Consider the following 23,449-nt stretch of genomic DNA (forward strand, 5'->3'; position numbering starts at 1 on the left):
CGCCAATATCGATACGAATTCACGTTTGTGTATGGCTTCTGCGGCCGCATCATACAAACGCTCGCTGGGATCTGACACGGTGCCAGCCTGTTACGAAGACCTTGAAATTGCCGATCTGATCGTTATTACCGGCTCAAATGCTGCCTGGGCGCATCCCGTTTTGTTTCAGCGTATCAGTGCTGCCAAACAGCAGCGCCCGCACATGAAAATCGTCGTCGTTGACCCACGCAAAACGGCCACCTGTGATATTGCGGATCTCCATCTGGCGCTGCGCCCGGGCAGTGACGGATTTCTGTTCTCTGCCCTGCTGGCATACCTGGCCGATAACCATCATCTTGATGAAGACTTTATCGCCCTGCATACACAGAATTTTGAAGCAACTCTGGCTCAGGCAAAACACAGCGCTGGCAGCCTGCAACAAACCGCCGACGTACTGGATGTCAGCGCAGACGATTTACAGACATTTTTCCGCTGGTTCGCTGCGACCGAAAAATCCCTGACACTCTATTCCCAGGGGATTAACCAGAGTGCTACCGGCACAGATAAAGGCAATGCCATTATCAATGTGCATCTGGCAACGGGCCGCATTGGCAAACCGGGGGCATCACCTTTCTCCATCACCGGACAACCCAATGCCATGGGTGGACGCGAAGTCGGCGGCCTGTCCAATCAGCTCGCTGCACACATGGACTTTTCCGCTGCGGACCGGGATCGCGTAAAGCGTTTCTGGAATGCACCCAACCTGGTCAGCGAACCCGGATTAAAAGCCGTTGATATGTTTCGTGCGGTGGGCGAAGGAAAAATTAAATTTCTGTGGATTATGTCCACTAACCCACTGGTCAGCATGCCTAATGCGGATGCCGTCAAAGAAGCCATGCGCCAGTGTGACATGGTGATTGTTTCTGACTGCATGGCTAACACAGATACCGCACTGGCAGCGCATCTTTTGTTACCGGCCGCCAGCTGGGGCGAAAAAAATGGCACTGTGACCAATTCAGAGCGGCGCATTTCCCGCCAGCGCGGCTTCCTCACACCTCCCGGCGAAGCCAAAGCCGACTGGTGGATGATTTGTCAGGTCGCCCAGCGCTTAGGTTTCGCCAATGATTTTAACTACAGCCACCCTGCTGAAATTTTTGATGAGCACGCCCGTCTGTCCGCTTTCGAAAATAATGGCAGCCGTGATTTTGACCTCAGCGGTCTGACAGCTTTATCGCGCGCAGAATACGACGCTCTGAAACCGGTTCAGTGGCCAATTAATGATACCTTCCCCAATGGGCGCCAGCGCTTTTTTGATGATGGCTTCTTTTTTACCGATAACCGTAAAGCGCGTTTCGTACCGGCAACCCCGGTCCTGCCGGAAAACGATCACGACGGCGATCTGATTATGAATACAGGCCGCGTACGCGATCACTGGCATACCATGACACGTACTGGTAAGTCTCCGCGTCTTGCCCAACACATCGCCGAGCCTTACGCCGAATTTCACCCACAGGATGCAGCGCAACGCGGCATCACTGATGGCCAGTTAACCGATGTTTTCAATAAACGCGGAAGCATTCTGGTACGGGCGAAAGTGACAGAAAATCAGCGTCGCGGTGAGATATTTGTGCCTATGCACTGGACCAGCCGTTACGCCGGTAAAGCCCGTATGGGCACGCTTATCAGTGACCGCAGAGATCCGCTGTCCGGACAGCCTGAGCTGAAATTTTCCAGCGTCAATGCCCGTCCGTATCCTACTGACTGGCGTGGATTTATTTTAACCAGAGAAGATATCGGCGAACCCGGCCACTGTGACTACTGGGCAAGCGGCGTAATTGATCGGGGTTTTTATTATGAAATCGCCGGTCAGGGCGATGTCCGCGCCACGGTTGATCATCTCGAATCCACAATGCCTGGTGGCAACTGGCTGCGTCTGAGTGATGAACAAGTCCGCCATCATCGCCGCATCCTGATCGTCGACGGACGCATTGAAGCCGTTATTTTTACTCATCAGCAGGAAGCATTTTCATCCAGACAATGGCTGATCGAACGCTTCCGCGACGATGTCATCAGTAACAGCGACCGCCGCGCCCTTCTGGCAGGAAAGCCAGGCAATGCCGAAGATACCGGCGCCATTATCTGCTCCTGTTTTCAGGTCGGTGAAAAACAGATTATCAAAGCCATTCATGCTGGCTGTAACAGCGCAGCAGAACTGGGCGACACACTAAAATGCGGAACCAACTGCGGCTCCTGTATTCCGGAAATTAAAACACTGATCACTGCGCAGTCAGAAACCATCAGCGGGGAAATCAGCCAATGAATAATCATCAGCCACTATTACATAATGAATCCACCAGCCGCCCGGCCCCGGCAGAACAACAAAGCACGGTCTGGCTGGTTGGTGCAGGACCTGGCGACCCTGAACTGCTGACCGTAAAAGCCATGCGCATCATCAGTCAGGCGGAGGTTGTGCTGTACGACAGTCTTATTTCTGACGATATTCTTGCCCTGCTGCCCCGCCAGTGCACACGCATTCATACGGGTAAACGCTGCGGTGCACATAAAATGTCACAGGGTGAAATTAACCGCACACTGCTGACAGCAGCACGGAAATACCAGTGTGTTGTACGCCTTAAAGGGGGCGATCCCTTTATTTTTGGCCGTGGTGGCGAAGAACTGGAATATCTGGAAAAGCACGGCATGGATGTACGCATTATTCCCGGCATTACTGCCGCCGGGGGTTGTGCTGCGGCAGCCGGCATTCCGTTAACCCATCGTGAATACGGCAACGCATTGGTGCTGCACAGTGGTCATACCAAATTCCATGAGTTCTCGCCCTGCCAGAACCCTACCCGGGTATTTTATATGGGCCTGCGTCAGGCCGGCGCAATTACGGCTCATCTGTTGCAGGAAGGTTTAAGCACCGATACACCGGTGGCGCTCATCACCAATGGCACGCTCAGCAACCAGCAGGTGCACAAAGGTTTATTGATAGATCTGCCAGAAATTTCTGCTAAAGCATTGACCGAAAGCAGTGGTCCGGGGCTGATTTTTGTTGGCGAGGTCGCTGCGATGGCAAAATCCGATAGCAAAATCACGACAAACCAGCACAATGTGCCGACTTCAGAAACCCATACCAGAAGCGTTGCCTGAAACCCGTATGAGTATCTGTCGGTAAAATGACCTGCTACCACTATTCTGTATTTAAAGGTGTATAACAGAATGAAGTTTCAGCAATTGGGATTTAACCGCATTGCGGTTAATAACATCCGGTTAAAACTTGAGCTGCTCGAAAAGATTTCCTTCCGTCCGGTTAAAACCATGCATGACCTGGCTGAGCTGCTGATGATCAGCCGTCACTGCGAACACCCGGAAATGAAACTGGCTCTGCATCATCTGCTGAGCAATCTCAACGCTGAGCAATATCTGCAGCTGCTGAATACTCCATTAAGCCAGCATCTCCATTCCCTGTTGTCTGAGCCTCCGGCGTTTGCAGATTCCCGCCAGCGTGGTAAAAATAAAATAAAACATCAACGCGGAGACGTCAGCGAGAACTCCAGCCAGGACTCCAGCCTGAATACAGGAACAGATCGCCGGCGGGTCTATCGCGGTGTTATTTCTGACGACTGACGCTTATTCTGCTACAGACAGAACAAGTCCCAACCAATCTGTCCGTCAATGATATGTTCAGCTTCCATTCATGTTCCGTTAACGCCCGGTTCAGCCTCACACCTGTACATTAGCCACCAGGATTTTTACCCAGCAGGAGTAGCTAACATGTACCGTTCAACCGTTTTTATTGCCGTAATTCCATTATTATTATCTGCCTGTCAGGGCAGCAGCCAACACCATTCAGACACACAGAGTGAATCGGAATTTTCCGGTATCTGGACCAGTATTGCTTATGGCGAAACCATAGAAGTTCGCGATCACTCTGTCTCGCTCTACCAACACAGCAGCGACTATTGTATTTCTGCCGGGGAGCAGGACGTTTCCGATCAGGCGCTGATCCAGGATGGCTGGCAAATATTCGACAGCGCCGGCGAAACACACCTGCGTCAGTTTCAGACTCTGCTCGGCACCCAGACGTTTTCGCCGGAATATACGCTGCAGTCGTCGCTGCCAGAGTCCTGCCAGCACAACCTGCTGAACGCGCACGACAGCAATGCACTCGATCTGTTTGATTTCTTTGTGCAGACCTACGCCGAGCTGTATCCGTCTTTTACGCAGCGTCAGGTTAACTGGGATGCACACGCCGCCGATGTGCGGCAAACCCTGACCACTGGTTCTGACGGTGATGAATTAATTCCGGCGCTGGCTGAATTAATTGAACCACTACAAGACAGCCACCTGTCGATCAATATCGGTGACGACAGCATCAGCTTCAGCCGTAACAATACTCTGCTGCTGCAACTGATCAGCGAGTTTATCGACAGCGAGGGAGAGGTTACCAACGAGCAGCAATATCAGGCACTTCTTACGTATCTCGACGAGCAGATCACCAGGGTTAAAAATAACCGGCTTAACTATGCCGCGGGGGACATCGAAAGCCGCGGAAATAATCTGGTGCAGTGGTACCTGAGCGACAACAACACCGGCGTTCTGATCATTGATGGCATGCTGGGATTTGATTCACCAGCTGCTAATACCAGCACAAACACAAACACAAACACAAACAACGAAGAAAGAAGCGAAATCGCTGATCTGCAAACCATTGCGGCAATCATGGACGAAGCCATTACCGCCTTGCAGGACAGCAACGGGTTGGTGATTGATATCCGCCTGAATGGTGGTGGCTATGACTCGGTGAGTCAGCTGATCAGCCGCTATTTTCTCGACAGCAGCCGCAGCCTGTATCAGAAACAGGCGCGCCTTGGTTCCGGTCGCACAGAGCCAGATACTATCACGCTGCAACCGGCGTCGCGCACCTACCTGAAACCCATTACTCTGCTGACATCCGCCAATACCGTCAGCGCGGCCGAAGTCTTCACCCTGATCATGCGTGAACTGCCTCAGGTGACGCTGATGGGCAGCGAAACCCAGGGGGCTCTCGCTGATGTACTGGACAGAACGCTGACTGACGATATCAGCTTTACCCTGGTCAACGAATATTATCTGACCATGGATGGCGACTGGTTTGAAGGTAGCGGCATTCCCGCAGAGATTGCCACGCAGTCCTTCACTCTGGCGCAGCGTAATGATCACCGGGATGACACGCTTGCCGCCGCACTGGACAGCCTGTTTGATAATTAACAGCCTCACTGGCTGATAAAAGAGACGTATCGTACGACGGGTATTCGCGGCAATGCCAATACCCGCAGGCGACGCCTCTGCAACCGCCCTTCTCTTTAAATGCAAGTACATTGAAAGCACGCCCGGCCTGCCAAACCGGGCGATTGCAAACAGAGGCTTGACCTCAAGTTAACTTGAGGAAATAGAATTCCGGCGACTGGCAGATCAACCGGATCTGCCCTGTGACATCCGGGCCCATCCTTCTCCGTCAGCGCCCGGGCAATACAGAGGAAAATTTTATGTCTGCTGTGAATTCTTCGGTGGCTCTGGTTACCGATATCTCTGATAACACCGGCAAAGAAACTGCACGCCGCCTGGCTAAGAAAGGACAGACAGTGGTAATGGGCGTCCGTGATCTGACTACAGGACAGCGCCTTCTGCAGGAACTCCTGACCGAAGAGCATGCTGCTGAGTTACTGGTACTCGACAGCCGCGATCCATCGTCGGTCAGTCACGCGGCAGACACCCTGCTGCACCGTCACGGCAAACTGGATGTGCTGATCAACAATCACAGCATTGCGATGGATAAAGGCCCTTTATCCCTGGCGGAGCCAGAGGACCTGATCGCCACCTTTGAGACGAATATTTTCGGTAATTTCCGCTGCATCCGCGCCTTCCTGCCGCTGCTGAGAAAATCGTCTAACCCACGCGTGGTGAATATTTCCAGCAGCCTCGGATCGGTTCTTAATATGACCGACAAGCGCAGTCCTTATTATGAGGTTACCCAGCCGATGTACGCCGCATCCAAAGCGGCGCTGAATGTACTGACCATTCATCTGGCGCGCGAGCTGAAAGAAGAAGGCATTAAAATCAACGCGGTCGATCCCGGTATTGTTGATCCGCGGGTGCCGGAAATTGCCATGGAGCATGTGATGGAAACTGCAGCTAATGCACCGGTTCGTTATGCCCTGATCGGTGAAAATGGCCCCAGTGGTGGCTTTTTTGATCGCCTCGGGCCCATTCCCTGGTAGAAAAAACACTTCGAACCGGTCGGTTATAAACCGGCAAAAAAACAGCCTGACGGTTTACACCATCAGGCTGTTTTTTTAACCGCTATATTTCTGCGTGTTTATTTTTCCCGCGCGCGCCGTTCCAGCACCACTGCGCCGGTTCCCTGTTCCGCCAGTTCATCATCCGGATTCAGCGCAGGGCAATCAGCCAGCGACAGGCAACCACAGCCAATACAGCAGTCCAGCTCGTCACGCAGGCGTTGCAGAGCATCAATACGTTCATCCAGCCGGGCTTTCCATTGACTGGAAATCGCCTGCCAGGCCTCTTTAGTGACCTTATCGCCACTGCGGTACTGACCGGCCACTTCGCGGATTTCATCCAGCGGAATACCCAGACGCTGGGCGTATTTAATCAACGACAGATAACGCAGCACCCCGGGTGTATAGCGCCGGTGATTGCTGGCATTGCGCAGACTGGTAATCAGACCTTTGCTTTCATAAAAGTGCACTGCAGAAACCGCCAGCCCGGTACGGCGGGCGACTTCTCCGACGGTCAGATAGCGGGTAGCCATAATTACTCCTCGTGCAGCATACCTCGATCAGTACAACCCGTGGCGCTGCGCAAGCCGGTTATGAAATCAGAAAGAAAAATCGGCACCGTGGGGCAATACCCAGCAACGCTGATTATGTTCCATCCCCAGTGGACCATAATATTCACTGGCAGCCGGCGCCGCGATTAACACCAGCATACAGTGCGGTTTCAACTGCGCTTTGGTCATTTTCATAAGCGTTTTTCCAATGCCCATTTTCTGGCAGTTTTCATCCACCGCCAGATCAGAAAGATAACAGGCAAAATGGAAATCCGTTACTGAACGGGCGACACCGACCAGCGTCTCGCCCTGCCAGGCGGTAATCAGTAAATTACCGTTTTCAGCCATGCCCTTCATGCACTCGCTGTCATCCAGTGGACGGCGTGCTCCCAGACTGGTGCGGCTGAGCAGATCACGAAACTGTTCGCCGCTGATGGCATGATTTATCCGGTATTCGATACTCATTAAGTAACCCTTAGTCTGTCCTGACAGTTATAGGCCAGTTTTCCGTGTTCGAGCTTTATGTGTCCGGTATTGGGTGCCCGGAATTAATTGCTCAGTGCTCGTTACCGGCGTAAATCCACATGGGTTCTGTCTGACCGGCTCGGCTGAAACCCAGAGCCCGGTAAAATTCCACCGCATCACCGTCTGCGGTCAGCATCTGTTGATGAAACCCGCTATACACGCTCTGCATGGCATCCATCATAGCGCGGCCAATGCCCTGCCCGTGAAATTCCGGATGCACCAGCATGTGTGGGTAATAGACCACCAGATGACCATCGGATATGGCATTGCCCAGACCGACCAGCCGGCCATCAATACGGGCAGTAACCAGCGTATGAGAATTACGCAGCGCCGGCAGCAGCTTTTCAGGCTTTTCTGCTGACGACCAATGGTTGGCGCGGTACAGCGCGATCACTTCCGCGTCATCAATAGCGGCATTCAATTGCACATTAAGTGACATAATTTTCCTTAACAATTTCGGTTCAGCAACGGCAGCGGAGTATCTGGCGCTATTTGTTATCCGGATGCTGCGGGCAGCTGGTCAGATGATCATTCACCAGCCCCATAGATTGCATGAAGGCGTAGCAGATGGTGGGGCCAACAAAGGTAAAGCCTGCTTTCTTCAATGCTTTACTCATGGTCTGGGCAGCAGCCGTCTGGGCGGGCACATCAGCCATTGAGTGAAAGTGATTCAGCTGCGGCTGACCACCAACAAACTGCCAGATAAATTGCGCAAAATCTGAGCCCTGCTGGTGCAGCTCTTTTTCCAGCGCCAGCAGCGCCTTTGCATTTTTGCGGATGCCATAGATTTTCAGACGATTACGGATCAGTCCACTATCAGTAAGTAGTTTTTCCAGCGTCGCATCGCGCATACGGGCGACGGATTCGGGAACAAACCGGTGAAAACAGCGACGGTAATGTTCGCGCTTACGCAGCACAGTAATCCAGCTGAGTCCAGCCTGCTGACCTTCCAGACAAAGTTTCTCAAACAGGCGGTTGCGGTCGTAGCAGGGAACGCCCCATTCCTGATCGTGATAAGCAATGTAATCCTCTCCCTGAGCCCAGGGACAGGTTTGCAGCGGCGCGTCAGGCATACTTCTGCATCACCAGAATGCGGTTGTTGGCCGGCATATCGATATCTTTGATTAAGCGCAGCTTTTCTTTGCGCGCCGTGATCACGATCTGTTCGAAATCTTTGATGCCGGAGGATGGATCGCGGGATTTCAGCCACTCATCCAGCTGGCGGTTGCCAGCACTGGTGAATTCGCTGTTGTAATTGTATGGGCCGTAAAAAATCGCCAGCCCTGACGTCCTCAGCACCCGGCCGATGCCCGCCATCATGCTGCGCACTTTTTCCCAGCCGACAAAATGCACCAGATTCGCACTGAACACGGCATCCACCTGCTTCACCGGCCACAGATCCTGGGCGATATCGAGCACCAGTGGCGGCAGGAAGTTTTCGGCTTTGACGTGTTCGCGCCAGGCATTGATGGCCGGAATGTTCTCCGCCAGCTCGGATGGCTGCCAGCGGATTTGCGGCAGACGCTGACTGATAAACGCCGCATGCTGGCCAGTGCCACTGCCCAGTTCCAGCACCACAGAACCGGACTGCAGTTCCTTGCTCAGCACATCAAAAATGGGCTCCTGATTGCGCAGGCAGGATTCCGCCACAGGCAGGTTGTCTGCACTCATCTCAATACTGTGCTTCACGATAGCCGGATCTGACATAAAACAGCCCAATGTAAAAATGCAGGCAGTATCTCACAGATACCTGCATCAGTAAGCCCGTGACACGAACTTTGTGTTGCCCCGGAGTTTGGCAGAAAGACGTCGTTCAGGGCATGCGCAAATTGCTCATCCCCCGCGCAAGTTATAGAATCCGTCCAGTCTATTCACACTCAAAACTTCCGGAACTGTTACGCCTTATGCGCGCTTCTCAATTTTTACTAGCAACCGAAAAAGAAACCCCGGCTGATGCGGTGGTCGTCAGTCATCAGCTGATGCTGCGTGCCGGCATGATCCGCAAACTGGCCGCAGGTCTGTACACCTGGATGCCACTGGGTCTGCGCACCCTGCGTAAGGTAGAAGCCATCGTGCGTGAAGAAATGAACCGCGCCGGTGCTCAGGAAGTGCTGATGCCAGCGGTACAGCCTGCTGAACTGTGGGAAGAAACCGGTCGCTGGTTCCAGTACGGCGGCGAGCTGCTGCGCGTTAAAGACCGCCACAACCGTGATTTCTGCATCGGCCCAACCCATGAAGAAGTCATCACAGATCTGGCACGCAACAACATCAGCAGCTACAAACAGCTGCCGCTGAACCTGTATCAGATTCAGACCAAATTCCGTGACGAAACCCGTCCACGTTTCGGTGTGATGCGTGCCCGTGAATTCATTATGAAAGATGCTTATTCCTTCCACGCCGACGAAGCCAGCCTGGAAGAGACCTATCAGGTAATGCACGCCGCCTACAACCGTATCTTTAACCGTCTGGGTCTGGATTTCCGCCCGGTACTGGCAGATACCGGTTCCATTGGTGGTGCTAAGTCCCATGAATTCCACGTTCTGGCGGCCTCCGGTGAAGACGATATCGCCTTCTCAACCGACAGTGACTACGCCGCCAACGTTGAACTGGCTGAAGCCGTTGCTCCGCAGGGCGAGCGTGCCGCGCCAACCCAGGACATGCACGTCGTCGACACCCCGGACGCCAAAACCATTGCCGCTCTGGTTGAGCAGCATGGCATTGCCATCGAAAAAACCGTCAAGACCCTGATCGTGCGCGGTGAAAAAGACGAAGACGGCAAATACGATCTGATCGCCCTGCTGGTGCGCGGAGATCATGAACTGAACGAAATCAAAGCCGAAAAAATCGACGGCGTTGCCTCGCCGTTCGAATTTGCCACCGAAGACGAAATGCGCCCGATCGTTGGCGCAGGCCCTGGTTCCATCGGTCCGGTAGGCCTCAACATGCGTATTATCGCTGACCACGCACTGGCCATCAGTTCTGATTTCGGTGCCGGCGCCAACATCGACGGTAAACACTACTTCGGCATCAACTGGGAGCGCGATCTGCCGCTGCCGGAATTTGCTGATCTGCGTAACGTAATGGCCGGCGACCCAAGCCCATGCGGCAAAGGCACGCTGGAAATCAAACGCGGTATCGAAGTTGGCCATATCTTCCAGCTGGGTACCAAATACTCAGCAGCGATGAAAGCCAGCGTGCTGGATGAAAACGGCAAAGACCGCACCATGGTAATGGGTTGCTATGGCATTGGGGTCAGCCGCGTCGTCGCTTCTGCCATTGAACAGAACCACGACGAAAACGGCATCATCTGGCCGGACGCTATCGCACCATTCCACGTGGGTATCGTACCGATGAACCTGCATCGCTCTGAAGCCGTGCAACAGGCCACTGAAAAACTCTACGCCGAACTGGAAGCTGCGGGTCTGGAGGTTTACCTCGACGACCGCGACAAGAAAACCAGCCCGGGCGTTAAGTTCGCCGATATGGAACTGATGGGACTGCCACACCGGATCGTTATCAGCGACCGCGGCCTGGAAGCCGGCAATATCGAGTACGCAGCGCGTCGTGACGGTGAGAAGAAAGATATTCCACTGGACGACATCGTCAGCTTCCTGAAAGAACAGGTGAAATGCTGATACGGGCACTGCCCCGTTCACTTTCCACCCTCTGGCACAGAGCCCGGTTGATGCCGGCTCTGTGCCTGCTTTTACTGCTGCCAGTCATCAGCCCGCATGCACTGGCTGATGCGGCCGTCAGTGCTGAGCCGGACCCCGGACTGCTCGCTGAACTGAAAGCGGCGGTTAACAGCACGGATTCCTTCACCGACAAATACGATGCCCAGGTCTGGCTGGTGGATATGTCCGCCCGCATGGAACGCCATATGCCGGACGCGAAAAAGCGTATGGCATTCCTGACCCTGGTACACAGAGAGGCAACCCGGGCGGGATTATCACCGGAACTGGTACTGTCGGTGATACAGGTTGAAAGCGCCTTCGACCGCTTTGCCATTTCCCGCGTCGGTGCCCGTGGCTATATGCAGATCATGCCGTTCTGGAAAAATGAAATCGGCCGTGACGACGATAATCTTATGCACGCCGAAACCAACCTGCGCTACGGCTGCACCATCCTCAAACACTACCTGGACCGCGAAAAGGGCGACTGGATACGCGCACTGGCACGCTATAACGGCAGTCTCGGCCGTACCAAATACCCGGAAAAGGTCATGATGACCTGGGAACGCTACTGGTTTGTCAACTACTGACGCCCCCGCCTTCCTGTTCAGTCCGAAGTATCCACCTTATAAAAGCCTTATCCAGTCCGTCAGAGGCGTTTGAAATTCCTCGACACACGCGTTCACTGACATCTGCAGAACGGTCGAATCAGAACCTTCAACGCTTCGCTGAACTCTTCACAACGCGCTTCACAAGCCCCCGCAAAACCTTCACATCACCCTCCGAAGAAGCCTCTGAGAGCAATCAGCCGATACATTGGCACGCTCTTAAGTACTGTGTGATTGCGTCGCAGAGACAACCAGATCGTCAAAAAAGTCGATAAAATGCGCAGTTATAAACCAAAGTCTTATAAGGATTCAGCCACCTTGTGGCAGCGGCAGAATTTGCCCGGACAGTGCGACATTTTGCCCGCTATACTGCATGAATGCTGGCATGGTCTGTTCCAGAGCCAAGGACTCAGAACAGCCTCGGGGGTTTACTACCTACGTATCTTTACCTAATACTACCGAGTAGTGCGCAGTCCCCCGGATAGCCAGCTACCTTTGACATGGTCAGTATCCGGTCCCGCACGGCCGGTTAGCTGTGTAAGTGCTAAGCAATAATCAAAAAAGGATAAAAACTATGATCCGCCTGAACCACTTAAAGAAAGTGGTGATCGCCGCAGCCTGTGGCCTCACCCTGCTCGGTACCTCTGGTGCCGCGAATGCCGATGACAAGGTTTATCGCCTGAAAATGGCTGAAACATGGCAGACCAACTTCCCAATTTTTGGTGATGCTCCGCGCAACATGGCGGCCATGGCTGAAAAAATGTCGAATGGCCGTCTGAAGATCACCATCGACTCTGCCAACAAACACAAATCCCCGTTCGGCGTATTCGACATGGTCCGTGCCGGCCAATACGATATGGGTCACTCCGCGTCTTACTACTGGAAAGGTAAAGTACCTAACACCCTGTACTTCACCACCATGCCTTTCGGTATGACTGCACCTGAGCAATACGCCTGGTTCTACCACGGCGGCGGCATGCAGCTGATGGAAAAAGTCTACGGCCAGTTCAACCTGCTGAGCTTCCCTGGCGGTAACACCAGCAACCAGATGGGTGGTTGGTTCCAGAAAGAAATCAACAGCCTTGAAGATCTGAAAGGCCTGAAAATGCGTATCCCTGGCTTCGCCGGTGAAGTTCTGGCCAAACTGGGTGCCAGCCCAACCAACATTCCACCAGGTGAGCTTTACACCGCTCTGGAACGTCGTACCATCGACGCACTGGAATGGGTTGGTCCGTCTCTCGACCTGCGCATGGGCTTCCACAAAATCGCACCTTTCTACTACACCGGCTGGCATGAGCCTGCTACTGAACTGCAGTTCATGATCAACAAGCGCAGCTGGGACCGTCTGCCGGAAGACCTGCAGGAAATCCTGCGCGTCGCGATGCGTACCGCTGCTTACGACATGTACATCCAGTCTTACCACGAATCGTCTGAAAACCTGGCCGTTCTGGATACTGAGTACCCTGACGTAAAAATCCGCACCTTCCCTGAAGATGTGATGACTGCGCTGCGTAAAGCCAATGACGAGCTGCTGGCTGAAAAAGCCAAAGAAGACCCACTGGCTAAAGAAATCCTGGAATCCCAGGCCAGCTACCTGAAAAAAGTCCGTCACTGGACCGACATTTCAGACAAGGCTTACCTGAACAGTATTTCTATTTCGAAATAATTTGAAGCAGTATCCGGCGCACTCTGTCTGAGTGCGCCGTTTTTTTAATCTGGAGAAGACTATGTTGCTTAAAGCGGAAAAACTGATTGACCGCTTTTCCGATTTTCTCGGCAATGTTTCCGCCCTCATCTTTTTATTGATGTTGGCTAACGTATTTATCGACGTGTTGATGCGCTATGTATTCAATGACGTGTCGATTGCCATGCAGGAAATGGAATGGCATCTGTATGCCGCTATGTTTCTGCTGGGTGTACCTTACACGCTGCGTACCGGCGGTCACGTGCGTGTTGACCTGGTTTACGAGGGCCTGTCGGTCAGACGTAAATCGATTATTGATATTGTTGGCGGCCTGATATTCCTGCTGCCGTTCTGCCTGCTGGTCGGCTGGTATGGTATTGATTTTGCCCATGAATCATTTGCTCTGGGCGAAACCTCAGGTGACCCGGGTGGTTTATCCAACCGCTGGATTATTAAAGCGGTTATTCCATTTGCATTTTTCGCCACTGCTGTTTCTGGTGTAGCCATGATTTTAAACGCCATCATCGCGCTCAAAGATAAGCACGAAACCCATGCTGACCGGGGACTGTTATGATTGGTATTGTGATGTTTTTTGTTGCCCTGGTGATGCTGATTTTCGGCTTCCCGGTGGCATTTACTTTTGGTGGTGTCGCACTGATTTTCGGCATTATCGCTGAAGGCCCTGACATGTTTGCCTTTATGCCTTTCCGCATTCAGAGCATCATGGAAAACGTAACCCTGATGGCCGTTCCCCTGTTCATTTTCATGGGTATCGTGCTGCAGAAAACCCGTCTGGCAGAGCAGCTGCTGGAAGCCATGGGCAAACTGTTCGGCGGCGTGCGCGGTGGCCTGGCCATCTCTACCGTTCTGGTAGGTGCTTTACTTGCTGCCTCCACCGGTGTTGTTGGTGCTTCGGTTGTGGCTATGGGCCTTATCTCCCTGCCGGTTATGCTGAAATACAAGTATGACAAGTCACTGGCCTGCGGCACTATCTGTGCGTCCGGTACACTGGGGCAGATTATTCCGCCGTCCATCATCCTGATTATTCTCGGTGACGTACTGGGCATCCCGGTAGGCGACCTGTTTCAGGCAGCGGTTGGCCCTGGTTTTGTTCTGATCGGCATCTACATCGTCTATATCCTCGTTTATGCCTGGCTGAAACCCGAAGCCGCTCCAGCCATGCCGATGGATGATGATGTACAGCACAGACATCAGATGTATGTCCGTGCGCTCAAAGCTATTATTCCGCCACTGGCGCTGATTCTGATCGTACTTGGGTCTATCTTCGCCGGCGTTGCCACACCGACAGAATCTTCGGCTCTCGGTGGTGTGGGCGCTCTGGTACTGGCCGTAGCTTACCGCCAGTTCAGCTGGAAAATGATGTTCGAATCCGCTCAGGAAACGGTCAAAGTAACAGCAATGGTATTTGCCATCCTGCTGGGTGCGACCGCGTTCTCTATGGCATTCAGCTACACCGGCGGTGATTACATCGTTGAAGAAATTCTGTCCGACATGCCGGGCGGCCAGATGGGCTTCCTGATTCTGTCGATGGTTGCCATTATGATTCTTGGCTTTTTTATCGACTTTGTCGAAATCAGCTTTATCATTGTGCCGATTCTGGCACCAGTGGCAGATGCCCTGGGCATTGCACCCCTGTGGTTCGCCATTCTTATTGCGATGAATCTGCAGACGTCATTCCTGACGCCACCATTCGGATTCAGCCTGTTCTACCTTAAAGGTGTAGCACCGGCGGGCATTAAAACGACGGATATTTATCGCGGTGTGATACCTTTCATTCTGATGCAGGTGGGCGTTGTGATTTCCATCCTGCTGTTCCCGGAATGGTACGGGTTGGTCGGCTAAGCAGTAACACTGCCCTGCCCCGAGCAATCTTTTAATATGCCACGGCCATGTGCCGTGGCTTATTTATTTTAATAACCAGTGAATTTCGACAGAAAAAGCAGGCACTCAGGCATGAACCTGACTCTTAAAACAAAAATTCTGCTGCTGACGATTTTACCGCTCGTAGCCCTGACCCTGACCATCACCTGGATCACTCAGCGTCAGGCGCAGCAACTTGCTCACCAGCAGATTACTATGCTGGAAGAAAGCATCATGGCGCAGAAACGTCAGGCTCTGACCGATTACGTCAGCCTCGCCATGACCTCTATTACCCCGATTCTGGAAGAAATGGATTTCGGTCTGGCGCAGTCCCGCGCCGAGTATGAAATAAAACGGATTATCACTAACCTCACCTATGGTGAAGATGGTTATTTTTTCATTTATGACCAGCAAGGCATCAATATTGTCCACCCCGCCCAGCCCGAGCTGATCGGCCAGGACCTGATGAACTTCCGCGACGCGGACGGCATTCTGGTCATCCAGCGTCTGCTCGATCAGGCCAATGCCGGTGGTGGCTTTGTGCGCTACACTTGGATGAAACCCTCGATGTCCGGGCAACAACACAAGCTGTCTTATGTCGTCGTGATTCCGAAACTGAACTGGATCATAGGCACCGGTCTGTATGTTGATGATATCGGCACTCAGACTCAGGTGATGCGCGATAAAATCGACACCAACATCAAACAGACGTTTGTAACTGCCTCGCTGCTGCTGATTGTCAGTCTGATACTGATCATTATCGTTGTGGTGTTAATTAATCTGCACGTAACTCAACTGGCCGACAATCGGCTCAAAGACCTGGCGCAACGTTCCGTCTCGTTTCAGGTTATTCAGCGCAGAAACGTTGCGCGTGAGTTGCATGATGGTATAAATCAGATGCTGGTATCGGCCAAACTAAGGTTAAATCTTGTCAGCAAGCAATGGCCCGAAAATACTGCTAAAGAACACCTGGCAAAGGCCACAGACATGCTCGATCGTTCTATACAGGAAGTACGCCAGCTATCGCATAATATGCGTCCGGTCGTACTCGATGATATCGGTCTGGAGCCAGCATTACACAGCCTGATGGATGATCTTGCAGTCAGTAGCGAGATCTCTGTTAAACGTCGCATCCGCCTGCCCGAGGCAAGATTACCGGATGCGATTGAGATGACCCTGTACCGTTTAGTGCAGGAAGCGACGACCAATGTCCGTAAACATGCCCAGGCTACACAGGTCATGCTGCGGATCAGTCACAGCCCGGTCAGCGTGACCGTCGAGATGGAAGACAATGGCTGCGGTTTCGAGCCAGAGGAAGACGCCAATGGCATTGGCCTTATGAACATGCGTGAACGGGTGGAACTGATCGGAGGACGCTTCACAGTAAGCAGCCGCCGTCGCCAGGGCACGCTGATCAAAGCAGAATTTTTACTTAATCCGGATACGACTCCCCGGGAGACCAAAACAACATGAATAATTCAATAAAGCTCATCATCGCCGACGATCACCCCATGGTACGTGAAGGACTGAAAGCCAGTCTGGAAAGTGAAGGATTCACCGTAGTAGCGGACGTAAACAATGGAGAAGAAGCGCTCAAAGCCGCCGGAGAACTCCAGCCAAACGTTGTTCTGCTGGATATTTCCATGCCGGTCATGAACGGCATCGAAGCCTGCAAAGCGTTTCAGGAACAGTATCCGGATATCCGCCTGCTGATCATCACCATGCACGACGACCGCGAATACATTATGAAAGTGGTTCAGTCCGGCGCTGCAGGCTACGTACTGAAAGATGCTGCACCAGAAGAACTGCTGCTGGCCGTACAGACGGTTTGTCAGGGCGGTACTTATTTCTCTTCCAGCGTTGCCAAGACACTGTTCAGCGACCTGAACGGCACCAGCCGCTCAGTAAGCAGTTCTGAAGATGTCCTGAGCCCACGCGAAGAAGATGTACTGGCACTGCTGGCAGAAGGTATGGGCAACAAAGAAATCGCCCGCGAACTGGATATTTCTGTGCGCACGGTGGAAGCTCACCGTCTGAAAATCAAACAGAAACTGGGCGTCAGCAATTCAGCCGCCATGATCCGTTACGCACTGGATCACAACATTACCCGCCGCTGATATAACTCAGAAGCGAATGGCAGCCGGCTGATTCATTCCTGAATTCAGCCACTGCTGCCAATGAATTCTGAACGCTTCCTTACCACCGATATAATGCTCGTCGAGCAGATAATAAACCCGTCGGTTAACGCCACGATGATAATCCTGCAGCAAGCGGGTAATCAGACTGCGACCATAATTTTTCGCTAACAACTGATACACCATCTGCCCTGCCATCGCCTGATTCATACCGGTTTGACGGTTTGTCTGTTGCCAGACATCACCGCGGATACGGGTATATTCCAGTGCATCCGGTAACTGCGTCTGATAATGCTGGCACACGGCTTTATTCTCCGCATGCATGGCAATCTGAAGCTGGCCGCCATCATCGGTCAGCGTCTCCATCTGCTCTGCCATGCCTTCATTCAGCCACACCGGCATCAGACTGGCTAACGAAAACAGAATTGCATGGCTGGCTTCATGGCGAATGGTTGCATAAGTACTTTCGATACCGCCCAGCTCCGGCGGGTGAATAAATACCGCAATCTCATTGAGTGCCGGAATAAACACGCCTTTGCTCATGCTGCCATCGTTTTTCATGACGTCGCGGACAAAGCGCATATATTGATCCTGATCCGCCAACAGATGAATTTTTACCGGCACTTTGCGGTAAAAATCGAAATACATCACCTGATCATAAAAACGGTAAACATTATTCACATCGCGCTGAATGCGCGCGGTGCCGAGCTGCGCAGCGTCCGCTGCAAAGTTTCCCTGACGGATCACCTCAATATCCAGAGGCTGCCAGGACGATGGTGAAGTTTCGATATTAACGACTTCGGCTTTGGCTTTATCGACCGGCTTATCGGAAAAGTGCACCTGACCTTTATCGTCAACCCAGCGATAAATCTGCGCCTGGGCCATTGCCGGGAACAGCAACGCAATAAAAGTAACGCTAGCGAATATTCTGACAACGTTCTGCAGGGACACTGAGCTGCTCCATCAGATAAACTTTGAAGTCATCGGCGTAAGGCTGTAAAGCCACAGCCTCGCGCATACAATCCAGCCAGGCATCCTTTGCACTGGCGTCAATCTGCCACTGCCGGTGAAATGCCGGAATAACAATTTCTCCGTATTTTTCCCGGTACAGTTTCGGCCCGCCCAGCCAGCCGCTTAAAAAGCAGGCCAGCCGTTCCGTTGATTCAGTCACATCCTGCGGATACATAGCGCGAACTGCCGCTGCCTGCGGCAGGCTGTTCATCTGCCGGTAAAACTCTTCCGCCAGATGACGCAGACCATCCATACCACCGGCCGCCAGATACGAGGTGTCGTGTTCACCGTAACGGAAACCAGTGGCGGTCATCAGGCAAACTCCTCCATAAAGTCCAGCGCTGCCTGATGGCGGATTGTGCGCCTGTGGTTCGCCCACAGTTCTTTAACCTTCTCCTGATTGCATTGCTGCCGGTCGACCAGTACCCGGGTCTGCAGTTCGCCTTTTTTCTGTCCGCCGCTTAACGGCACTTTGGAGAACACAAACTGATTGGAAATCAGATCCATAAACGGACCGGATTTACTGGTCGGCATAATAAACAGCAACTGCAGGCCAAGGCTTTCGGTGAGGTAATTAATCACCTCTTTCGAACGGGTTTCATCCATTTTCGAGAAGGCCTCATCCACCAGCACAACGCGCAGATGGGTATCGCCCTCATTGAAGCGGAAGGCCGAAGTAATGGCCGCCGAACGAATAATGTAAGCCGGTGTTTCCAGCTGACCACCGGAACCGGTACCGTACTGACTCAGGGCAATCGGATCTTTGTTGGCCGGCTGCTTGTAAATCTCATAGGAACGGTAATTACGGTAATCGGAAATACGTTCCAGCTCACGCATGGCTTTCTGCTCGTCCTCATCAAGCAGCATCTTCATCAGACTGTCGCGTACCCGTTCGGCACTTTTCGACATATCCGCATCAAACAGGGTCGCACCATCACCAATACTTGGATTTTTAATCAGCTCATCAAAGAACTGCCAGTATTCTTTGTATTCCGGCACCCACTCCCAATCAAACCAATAGGTTTCCCGGTCGGCACCGAACTGATGGTGCGCCAGCTCTTTATTCAGATCTTCAAGAATGCGTTTACCATCGTTAATGGCCTGATAAATGGAGTGACAGAGGTTGGTAACAAACGCGTTATTGAAGCTTTCACGCAGGCTGACCAGCTTGTCCTGTTTTTCCACCAGAATATTGTTTTTCAGGCGGTTATACACACGCTCAATTTCGCGTTCCAGACCACACACGGTTTTAAAGAAAGCAACACTGTGCTCCTGGCGATAATCCGGCGTATAAACAATCGCATCCATCGTCTGGCAATTAAGATTATGCTCGGCGATATTGCGCTCAATTTCATAAGCCGTGGAGTTCAGCTCCTGACTGATGGTTTTACGGTGATTCTCAATGGCATCAACCGGACTTTCCTCAGCCTCTTTATCTGCCGCTGCCAGACGCCCTTCGGTATCGAAATCCGGCCACACAGAAACAATAAAGCGCAAGGCTTCTTCTTTCTCGTCGGCGATTTCTGCGGTTTTTTCCTGCAGATCGCTGAGTTGTTTACACTGTTTTTCGCTGTCGTTCAGCTGCTGCTGCAGACGACCCAGCTCACCATCCAGTTCTTTAATCTGCGCGTCCAGATCATCGGCTTTGGATTTCAGTGCTTCAAATTCATGCTCGAGATGCGAGAAGTCTGACAGATCGACATTATTCAGTGCCTGCTCGGCCTGCTGCATTTTGTACTGCACATCGAGCATGGCCTGCATCTGGTCAGCAAAGCTGACGTGGCGCAGCAGATTAATGGCATCCAGCAGCTGCTGAACCTGTTTCAGCTGGAACGCAGCCTCATTCGCCTGTTCCGCCAGTGCGTTAAGCTCTGCACGCTTGGCCGTTAACGCACGTTCCCGCGCGCCCAGACCAAACACCAGTTCAGTGTCATCGAGGTCACAACGGTAGATAGAGTAAGCACCGGAACCCAGACCATCTTTGGTAACACCGCGACGGGTCATACGCAGTGCCTGAGTATCTTCAACCTGTTCAACCGTGCCGTAACTGGCTTCTAAATAGTAACGGGCGGTAGCATGCTCAAAATCCATCAGATGAATGATGGAATTGGATGGCAATTTAATCCTGTCGGCGTCTTTTTTCGCCTTCTGTCCCTGAATAACCCGGGCACGGCTGCCACCAGGAATAGAGCGCACAATCTGTGCCGCTTCGGCTTCGAAATCCCCTTCAACAATAATGCTGAAACGGGCACCACCGATATAACCTTCAATGGCGCTCTGCCATTGCGGATCGTTGATTTCCACATAGTCAGCCAGTACGCGCGGATCAGCCTGCGGACATTCACGGCGGATGGCTTCCAGCGCCTGACGCACAAAGCCCGGGTAATTCAGCTGACGGGATTCCAGGCTGTCGATATCCGCCTGCTTCTGCGCCATACGCCCCTGCACCAGCTGCAGTTTCTGCTCGCGGCGATCCACCTGCTTGGCCACCTGATCACGCAGGGAAATACCACTGCTTTCCAGCTCTGTAGAATGGAAACGTTCGCGCCATTGGTTAACCAGCATCTGCTGATTCTGTGCATCACCAAGGTGGGCCTCCAGCGGCGACAGATCGATCCAGTCCTTGCCCAGCAGCTTGCGGAAATCCACTGCGCCCTGATCTTTAATGGCCAGAACTTCTTTCGCCATCTCGACGATTTTTTTCTGCCCCAGTCCCGGAATTTCCAGACCGATCGAGGTCTTCTGCAAGGCTCCGTGCACCAGCTCTGTGGCGCGCAGTGAAGCCTGCAGCATCTGCTCCTGCTCCAGTAATGGCACTGCCAGCTGCTGCAACTGCAGTTTGCCCGAGGCAATGGCTTCTTCTGCGCTGTCTTTATCCTGCAACGCATCGATACCACGGCGCTGAGCTTCCATACTGATCAGCTGCTCACGCAGTTGCTTGCGACGTTCCTGCGCGCCTTCGCGATCTTTTTCTGCTTTATGCAGACGTTCACGAATGCCCTGCTGTTTTTCTTTGGCCGTCAGATAAGCACGCTGATCATTAACGTAGCGGCTTTTGGCCGCGGTGTATTCCAGTACGTTGTAGTCGATCCACTGGTCGATATAACGGCCGGACGCACCTTTAGTGGCGTTCAGAATACTGATGGTTTCAGCCAATGCATTTGCATCCGATTCCATTGCATAAATGGTTTTCATCAGATCCGATACACTGCGGATCGCATCGCCCAGATCTTTCTGCTCAAGAATTTCGTTAGCAACAAAACCGTTGATACTTTTCACCGGTTTATACGCCATAAAGCGGGAGAAGGTACGCGCAGCATTCATCGCTTCACGCTCACTTACAGCATCATGACGGCCACGCAAGGCGCCGTACAGACGACGCAGGTATTGTTTTTTGGTGTCGTATTTTTCGACGCGTTCAGCGTCCATACGTTTTTTAAGATGCGCCGGCAGTTTGTTAAGCTCAAGCACATTGCGCTGGCCGTCTTTATCCTCTTTAAGAAAATCCGACAGCGTCAGTTGTTCACCAATAATATAAAACTGCAGATCATTCTGGCGGGCAACCGGCTGGCTGCCAGCACGATCTATGGAAGCACTGACACCGATAATCGCAGTAAAGGCTTCACCACTTTCACCCTGGGTCGGATGAAAAACGGCGGCCAGATAACCGACGGCTCCGCCCGGCCGGGCATAACTGCCATCATCACAACCGAGCACATAAGACGCCAGCGTGCGGACGTTTTTACCGCGTCCACGCTGAGTCGCTTCATCCTGACCCGGGTTGTAATGGAACAGAGTATCGTGAGCGGCGGTCATAATGGTCTGAATCGCATCCGCAGCGGTGGTTTTACCGGAACCGTTGCCGCCGGACAGCAGGTTGATCGGACCAAATTCAAATTCTGTCGCCGGGATATTGCCCCAGTTAACGTAAATAAATTTCTTCAGAAACATAATCTTTATTCCCCGAACAGACTGGCCGGTTTGTTTTTAACCGCCGTTTCTGCGGCCTGTTCTTCTGATTCAGTATCAGCATCCTGCTCTGCTACGGCATCATCAGACTCTTCGTCCGCCAGCTCATCTGCAGGCGTACTTTCTTCGTCTTCTGTTTCTGCTGGTGCAGCAATTTCTGCGTCAGCTTCTTCGCCGTTCAGGTCTGCCTCATCAGACACTTCAGAGTCGTCGCTATCTTCTTCGGCATCTTTTTCCTGACCATCCGCAGCGTTTTCTGCAGAAGCTTCGTCGGCAGATGCATCAGCATCATCGCCACTGCTTACTGCAGCACCGGCTTCCTCTTCAGATTCCATCAGTTCCGACAGCACCTGATCGCTGACATAGCTCATAATCATTGGCCGCACGCGCAGCCACATATCGCCGTCGGTCAGATTATCTTCGTTAGAGATCTGTACCAGACGCAGCTGTTTTAAGCGACGGAACAGCGCTTTACGCTCAGTCAGATTTTCCGGCAATGTGCGCTTGAGCAGATTTTTCATGGCAATGCTGAGCGCTTCCAGCGACACCATGACACACCCCTGCTCATCCACCATGCCTTCACGCAGGGCTTTATCGTATTGCGCGCGGATCACCAGAATAAGAGCCACTTCGTTCTGGCTCAGACGGGTACGGAATGCCTGCGCACCGTGCTGTGGTGTTTCATCATCCACCATCCCCGGCACCTGAGCACCCGGTGGATAAAGACGCACAAACTGAAAACGGCGGTCATGCTGAATGCGGATGCCCAGCAGGGTTAAATAATCAGCAACCAGTTCTTCCAGGCGCAGGTAGCGGTCATATAGCTGCTGTTCAATCTGACTTTCATCACGGCATACCACACCGTAATCCAGCAGGCGCACCAGCAGCTCGGAAAATTCACGCTGGCTCAGGCCTTCTTTCTCTAACTCTTTTTCTATGCTCTGTAACATCATGAAGACTCTTTCTGCACCAGCTCAAACGTAAAGTGGTCTTTCTTGTGAAAATATTTACCGGCGTCCCCGGCGGGCGCTTCCGCACGGTCGTCATAATCAACGCGGAATTCAAATTCACTCGACAGACCATCCGCCGCCGCAATACCAATAGCATGGGCAACGGCAAGAAAATCCTTGGCAGTTTCGATCGGTAATTCACGG

At 52.6% G+C, this 23,449-nt stretch carries 21 protein-coding genes and 1 pseudogene; 12 read left to right on the forward strand and 10 right to left on the reverse strand.

All coding sequences use genetic code 11. The annotated features are described in order from the left end of the window. From B2Z72_RS02225 to B2Z72_RS02245, 5 genes are all read left to right on the forward strand, one after another. Positions 1 to 2,299: molybdopterin-dependent oxidoreductase (locus B2Z72_RS02225; protein ID WP_297004084.1), on the forward strand; the 2,299-nt coding region annotated here is incomplete at its 5' end. Next, positions 2,296 to 3,132 carry a uroporphyrinogen-III C-methyltransferase gene (cobA, locus tag B2Z72_RS02230; RefSeq protein ID WP_296983322.1) on the forward strand — a complete coding sequence of 279 codons (837 nt, stop codon included), beginning with the start codon at positions 2,296 to 2,298 and terminating at the stop codon, positions 3,130 to 3,132. The genes B2Z72_RS02225 and cobA, both read left to right, overlap by 4 nt. Positions 3,133 to 3,201: 69 nt before the next feature. Continuing rightward, the gene (locus tag B2Z72_RS02235) at positions 3,202 to 3,609 is read left to right on the forward strand and encodes a hypothetical protein (RefSeq protein ID WP_296983323.1); all 408 of its coding nucleotides are present in this window, start codon (positions 3,202 to 3,204) and stop codon (positions 3,607 to 3,609) included. Positions 3,610 to 3,756: 147 nt separating this feature from the next. Further along, complete coding sequence (locus B2Z72_RS02240) at positions 3,757 to 5,232, forward strand: S41 family peptidase (RefSeq protein ID WP_296983325.1); 1,476 nt, start codon at positions 3,757 to 3,759, stop codon at positions 5,230 to 5,232. Positions 5,233 to 5,510: 278 nt separating this feature from the next. Beyond that, complete coding sequence (locus tag B2Z72_RS02245) at positions 5,511 to 6,242, forward strand: SDR family NAD(P)-dependent oxidoreductase (RefSeq protein WP_296983327.1); 732 nt, start codon at positions 5,511 to 5,513, stop codon at positions 6,240 to 6,242. A gap of 98 nt (positions 6,243 to 6,340) precedes the next feature. On the opposite strand, the gene soxR is transcribed toward B2Z72_RS02245, so the two are convergent. The 5 genes from soxR to B2Z72_RS02270 form a co-directional block, all read right to left on the reverse strand. Further along, on the reverse strand, positions 6,341 to 6,793 hold the full coding sequence (gene soxR, locus B2Z72_RS02250; RefSeq protein ID WP_296983328.1) for a redox-sensitive transcriptional activator SoxR: 453 nt from the start codon (positions 6,791 to 6,793) through the stop codon (positions 6,341 to 6,343). 66 nt (positions 6,794 to 6,859) lie between these two features. Beyond that, positions 6,860 to 7,276, reverse strand: a complete 417-nt coding sequence (locus tag B2Z72_RS02255; RefSeq protein ID WP_296983329.1) for a GNAT family N-acetyltransferase — start codon at positions 7,274 to 7,276, stop codon at positions 6,860 to 6,862. 91 nt (positions 7,277 to 7,367) lie between these two features. After that, positions 7,368 to 7,775 carry a GNAT family N-acetyltransferase gene (locus tag B2Z72_RS02260; protein ID WP_296983330.1) on the reverse strand — a complete coding sequence of 136 codons (408 nt, stop codon included), beginning with the start codon at positions 7,773 to 7,775 and terminating at the stop codon, positions 7,368 to 7,370. Positions 7,776 to 7,824: 49 nt separating this feature from the next. Further along, positions 7,825 to 8,409 carry a DNA-3-methyladenine glycosylase I gene (locus B2Z72_RS02265; protein ID WP_296983331.1) on the reverse strand — a complete coding sequence of 195 codons (585 nt, stop codon included), beginning with the start codon at positions 8,407 to 8,409 and terminating at the stop codon, positions 7,825 to 7,827. Then, positions 8,402 to 9,043, reverse strand: a complete 642-nt coding sequence (locus tag B2Z72_RS02270) for a DUF938 domain-containing protein (protein WP_296983332.1) — start codon at positions 9,041 to 9,043, stop codon at positions 8,402 to 8,404. The genes B2Z72_RS02265 and B2Z72_RS02270 overlap by 8 nt, the downstream gene beginning before the upstream one ends. Before the next feature lie 197 nt (positions 9,044 to 9,240). Here B2Z72_RS02270 and B2Z72_RS02275 point away from each other — a divergent pair, with 197 nt between their 5' ends. The 7 genes from B2Z72_RS02275 (at position 9,241) to B2Z72_RS02305 (ending at position 17,297) form a co-directional block, all read left to right on the forward strand. After that, positions 9,241 to 10,971, forward strand: a complete 1,731-nt coding sequence (locus B2Z72_RS02275) for a proline--tRNA ligase (protein ID WP_296983333.1) — start codon at positions 9,241 to 9,243, stop codon at positions 10,969 to 10,971. A gap of 50 nt (positions 10,972 to 11,021) precedes the next feature. Continuing rightward, positions 11,022 to 11,597, forward strand: coding sequence for a lytic transglycosylase domain-containing protein (locus B2Z72_RS02280; protein ID WP_296983334.1), 576 nt, complete (start codon positions 11,022 to 11,024; stop codon positions 11,595 to 11,597). 592 nt (positions 11,598 to 12,189) lie between these two features. Then, positions 12,190 to 13,281, forward strand: coding sequence for a TRAP transporter substrate-binding protein (locus B2Z72_RS02285; protein WP_296983335.1), 1,092 nt, complete (start codon positions 12,190 to 12,192; stop codon positions 13,279 to 13,281). Positions 13,282 to 13,342: 61 nt separating this feature from the next. After that, positions 13,343 to 13,873 carry a TRAP transporter small permease subunit gene (locus B2Z72_RS02290; RefSeq protein ID WP_296983337.1) on the forward strand — a complete coding sequence of 177 codons (531 nt, stop codon included), beginning with the start codon at positions 13,343 to 13,345 and terminating at the stop codon, positions 13,871 to 13,873. Then, positions 13,870 to 15,162 carry a TRAP transporter large permease gene (locus B2Z72_RS02295; protein ID WP_296983338.1) on the forward strand — a complete coding sequence of 431 codons (1,293 nt, stop codon included), beginning with the start codon at positions 13,870 to 13,872 and terminating at the stop codon, positions 15,160 to 15,162. Before B2Z72_RS02290 ends, B2Z72_RS02295 begins: the two co-directional genes overlap by 4 nt. Before the next feature lie 111 nt (positions 15,163 to 15,273). After that, positions 15,274 to 16,653 (forward strand): cache domain-containing protein, encoded by a 1,380-nt coding sequence (locus B2Z72_RS02300; RefSeq protein ID WP_296983339.1) that lies wholly within the window; start codon positions 15,274 to 15,276, stop codon positions 16,651 to 16,653. Beyond that, a complete protein-coding gene (locus B2Z72_RS02305) occupies positions 16,650 to 17,297 on the forward strand; it encodes a response regulator transcription factor (RefSeq protein ID WP_296983340.1) in 648 nt (215 codons plus the stop codon). Before B2Z72_RS02300 ends, B2Z72_RS02305 begins: the two co-directional genes overlap by 4 nt. 6 nt (positions 17,298 to 17,303) lie before the next feature. Here the strand turns inward: B2Z72_RS02305 and B2Z72_RS02310 are convergent, their stop codons facing one another. From B2Z72_RS02310 to B2Z72_RS02330, 5 genes and pseudogenes are all read right to left on the reverse strand, one after another. Continuing rightward, complete coding sequence (locus B2Z72_RS02310) at positions 17,304 to 18,266, reverse strand: DUF4124 domain-containing protein (protein ID WP_296983342.1); 963 nt, start codon at positions 18,264 to 18,266, stop codon at positions 17,304 to 17,306. After that, entirely contained in the window at positions 18,232 to 18,639 is a 408-nt protein-coding gene (locus tag B2Z72_RS02315; RefSeq protein ID WP_296983343.1) for a group II truncated hemoglobin, read from the reverse strand. Before B2Z72_RS02315 ends, B2Z72_RS02310 begins: the two co-directional genes overlap by 35 nt. Beyond that, complete coding sequence (locus tag B2Z72_RS02320) at positions 18,639 to 22,277, reverse strand: ATP-binding protein (protein ID WP_297004086.1); 3,639 nt, start codon at positions 22,275 to 22,277, stop codon at positions 18,639 to 18,641. The genes B2Z72_RS02315 and B2Z72_RS02320 overlap by 1 nt, the downstream gene beginning before the upstream one ends. Before the next feature lie 5 nt (positions 22,278 to 22,282). After that, positions 22,283 to 23,248 (reverse strand): DUF4194 domain-containing protein, encoded by a 966-nt coding sequence (locus B2Z72_RS02325; protein WP_296983346.1) that lies wholly within the window; start codon positions 23,246 to 23,248, stop codon positions 22,283 to 22,285. Next, positions 23,245 to 23,449, reverse strand: a pseudogene (locus B2Z72_RS02330) (flagellar protein FliT); the annotation flags it as partial. The gene B2Z72_RS02325 and the pseudogene B2Z72_RS02330, both read right to left, overlap by 4 nt.

It is taken from the genome of Thalassolituus sp. UBA6592 (assembly GCF_002433655.1).
In the GTDB taxonomy this organism is placed as follows: domain Bacteria; phylum Pseudomonadota; class Gammaproteobacteria; order Pseudomonadales; family Oceanobacteraceae; genus Venatoribacter.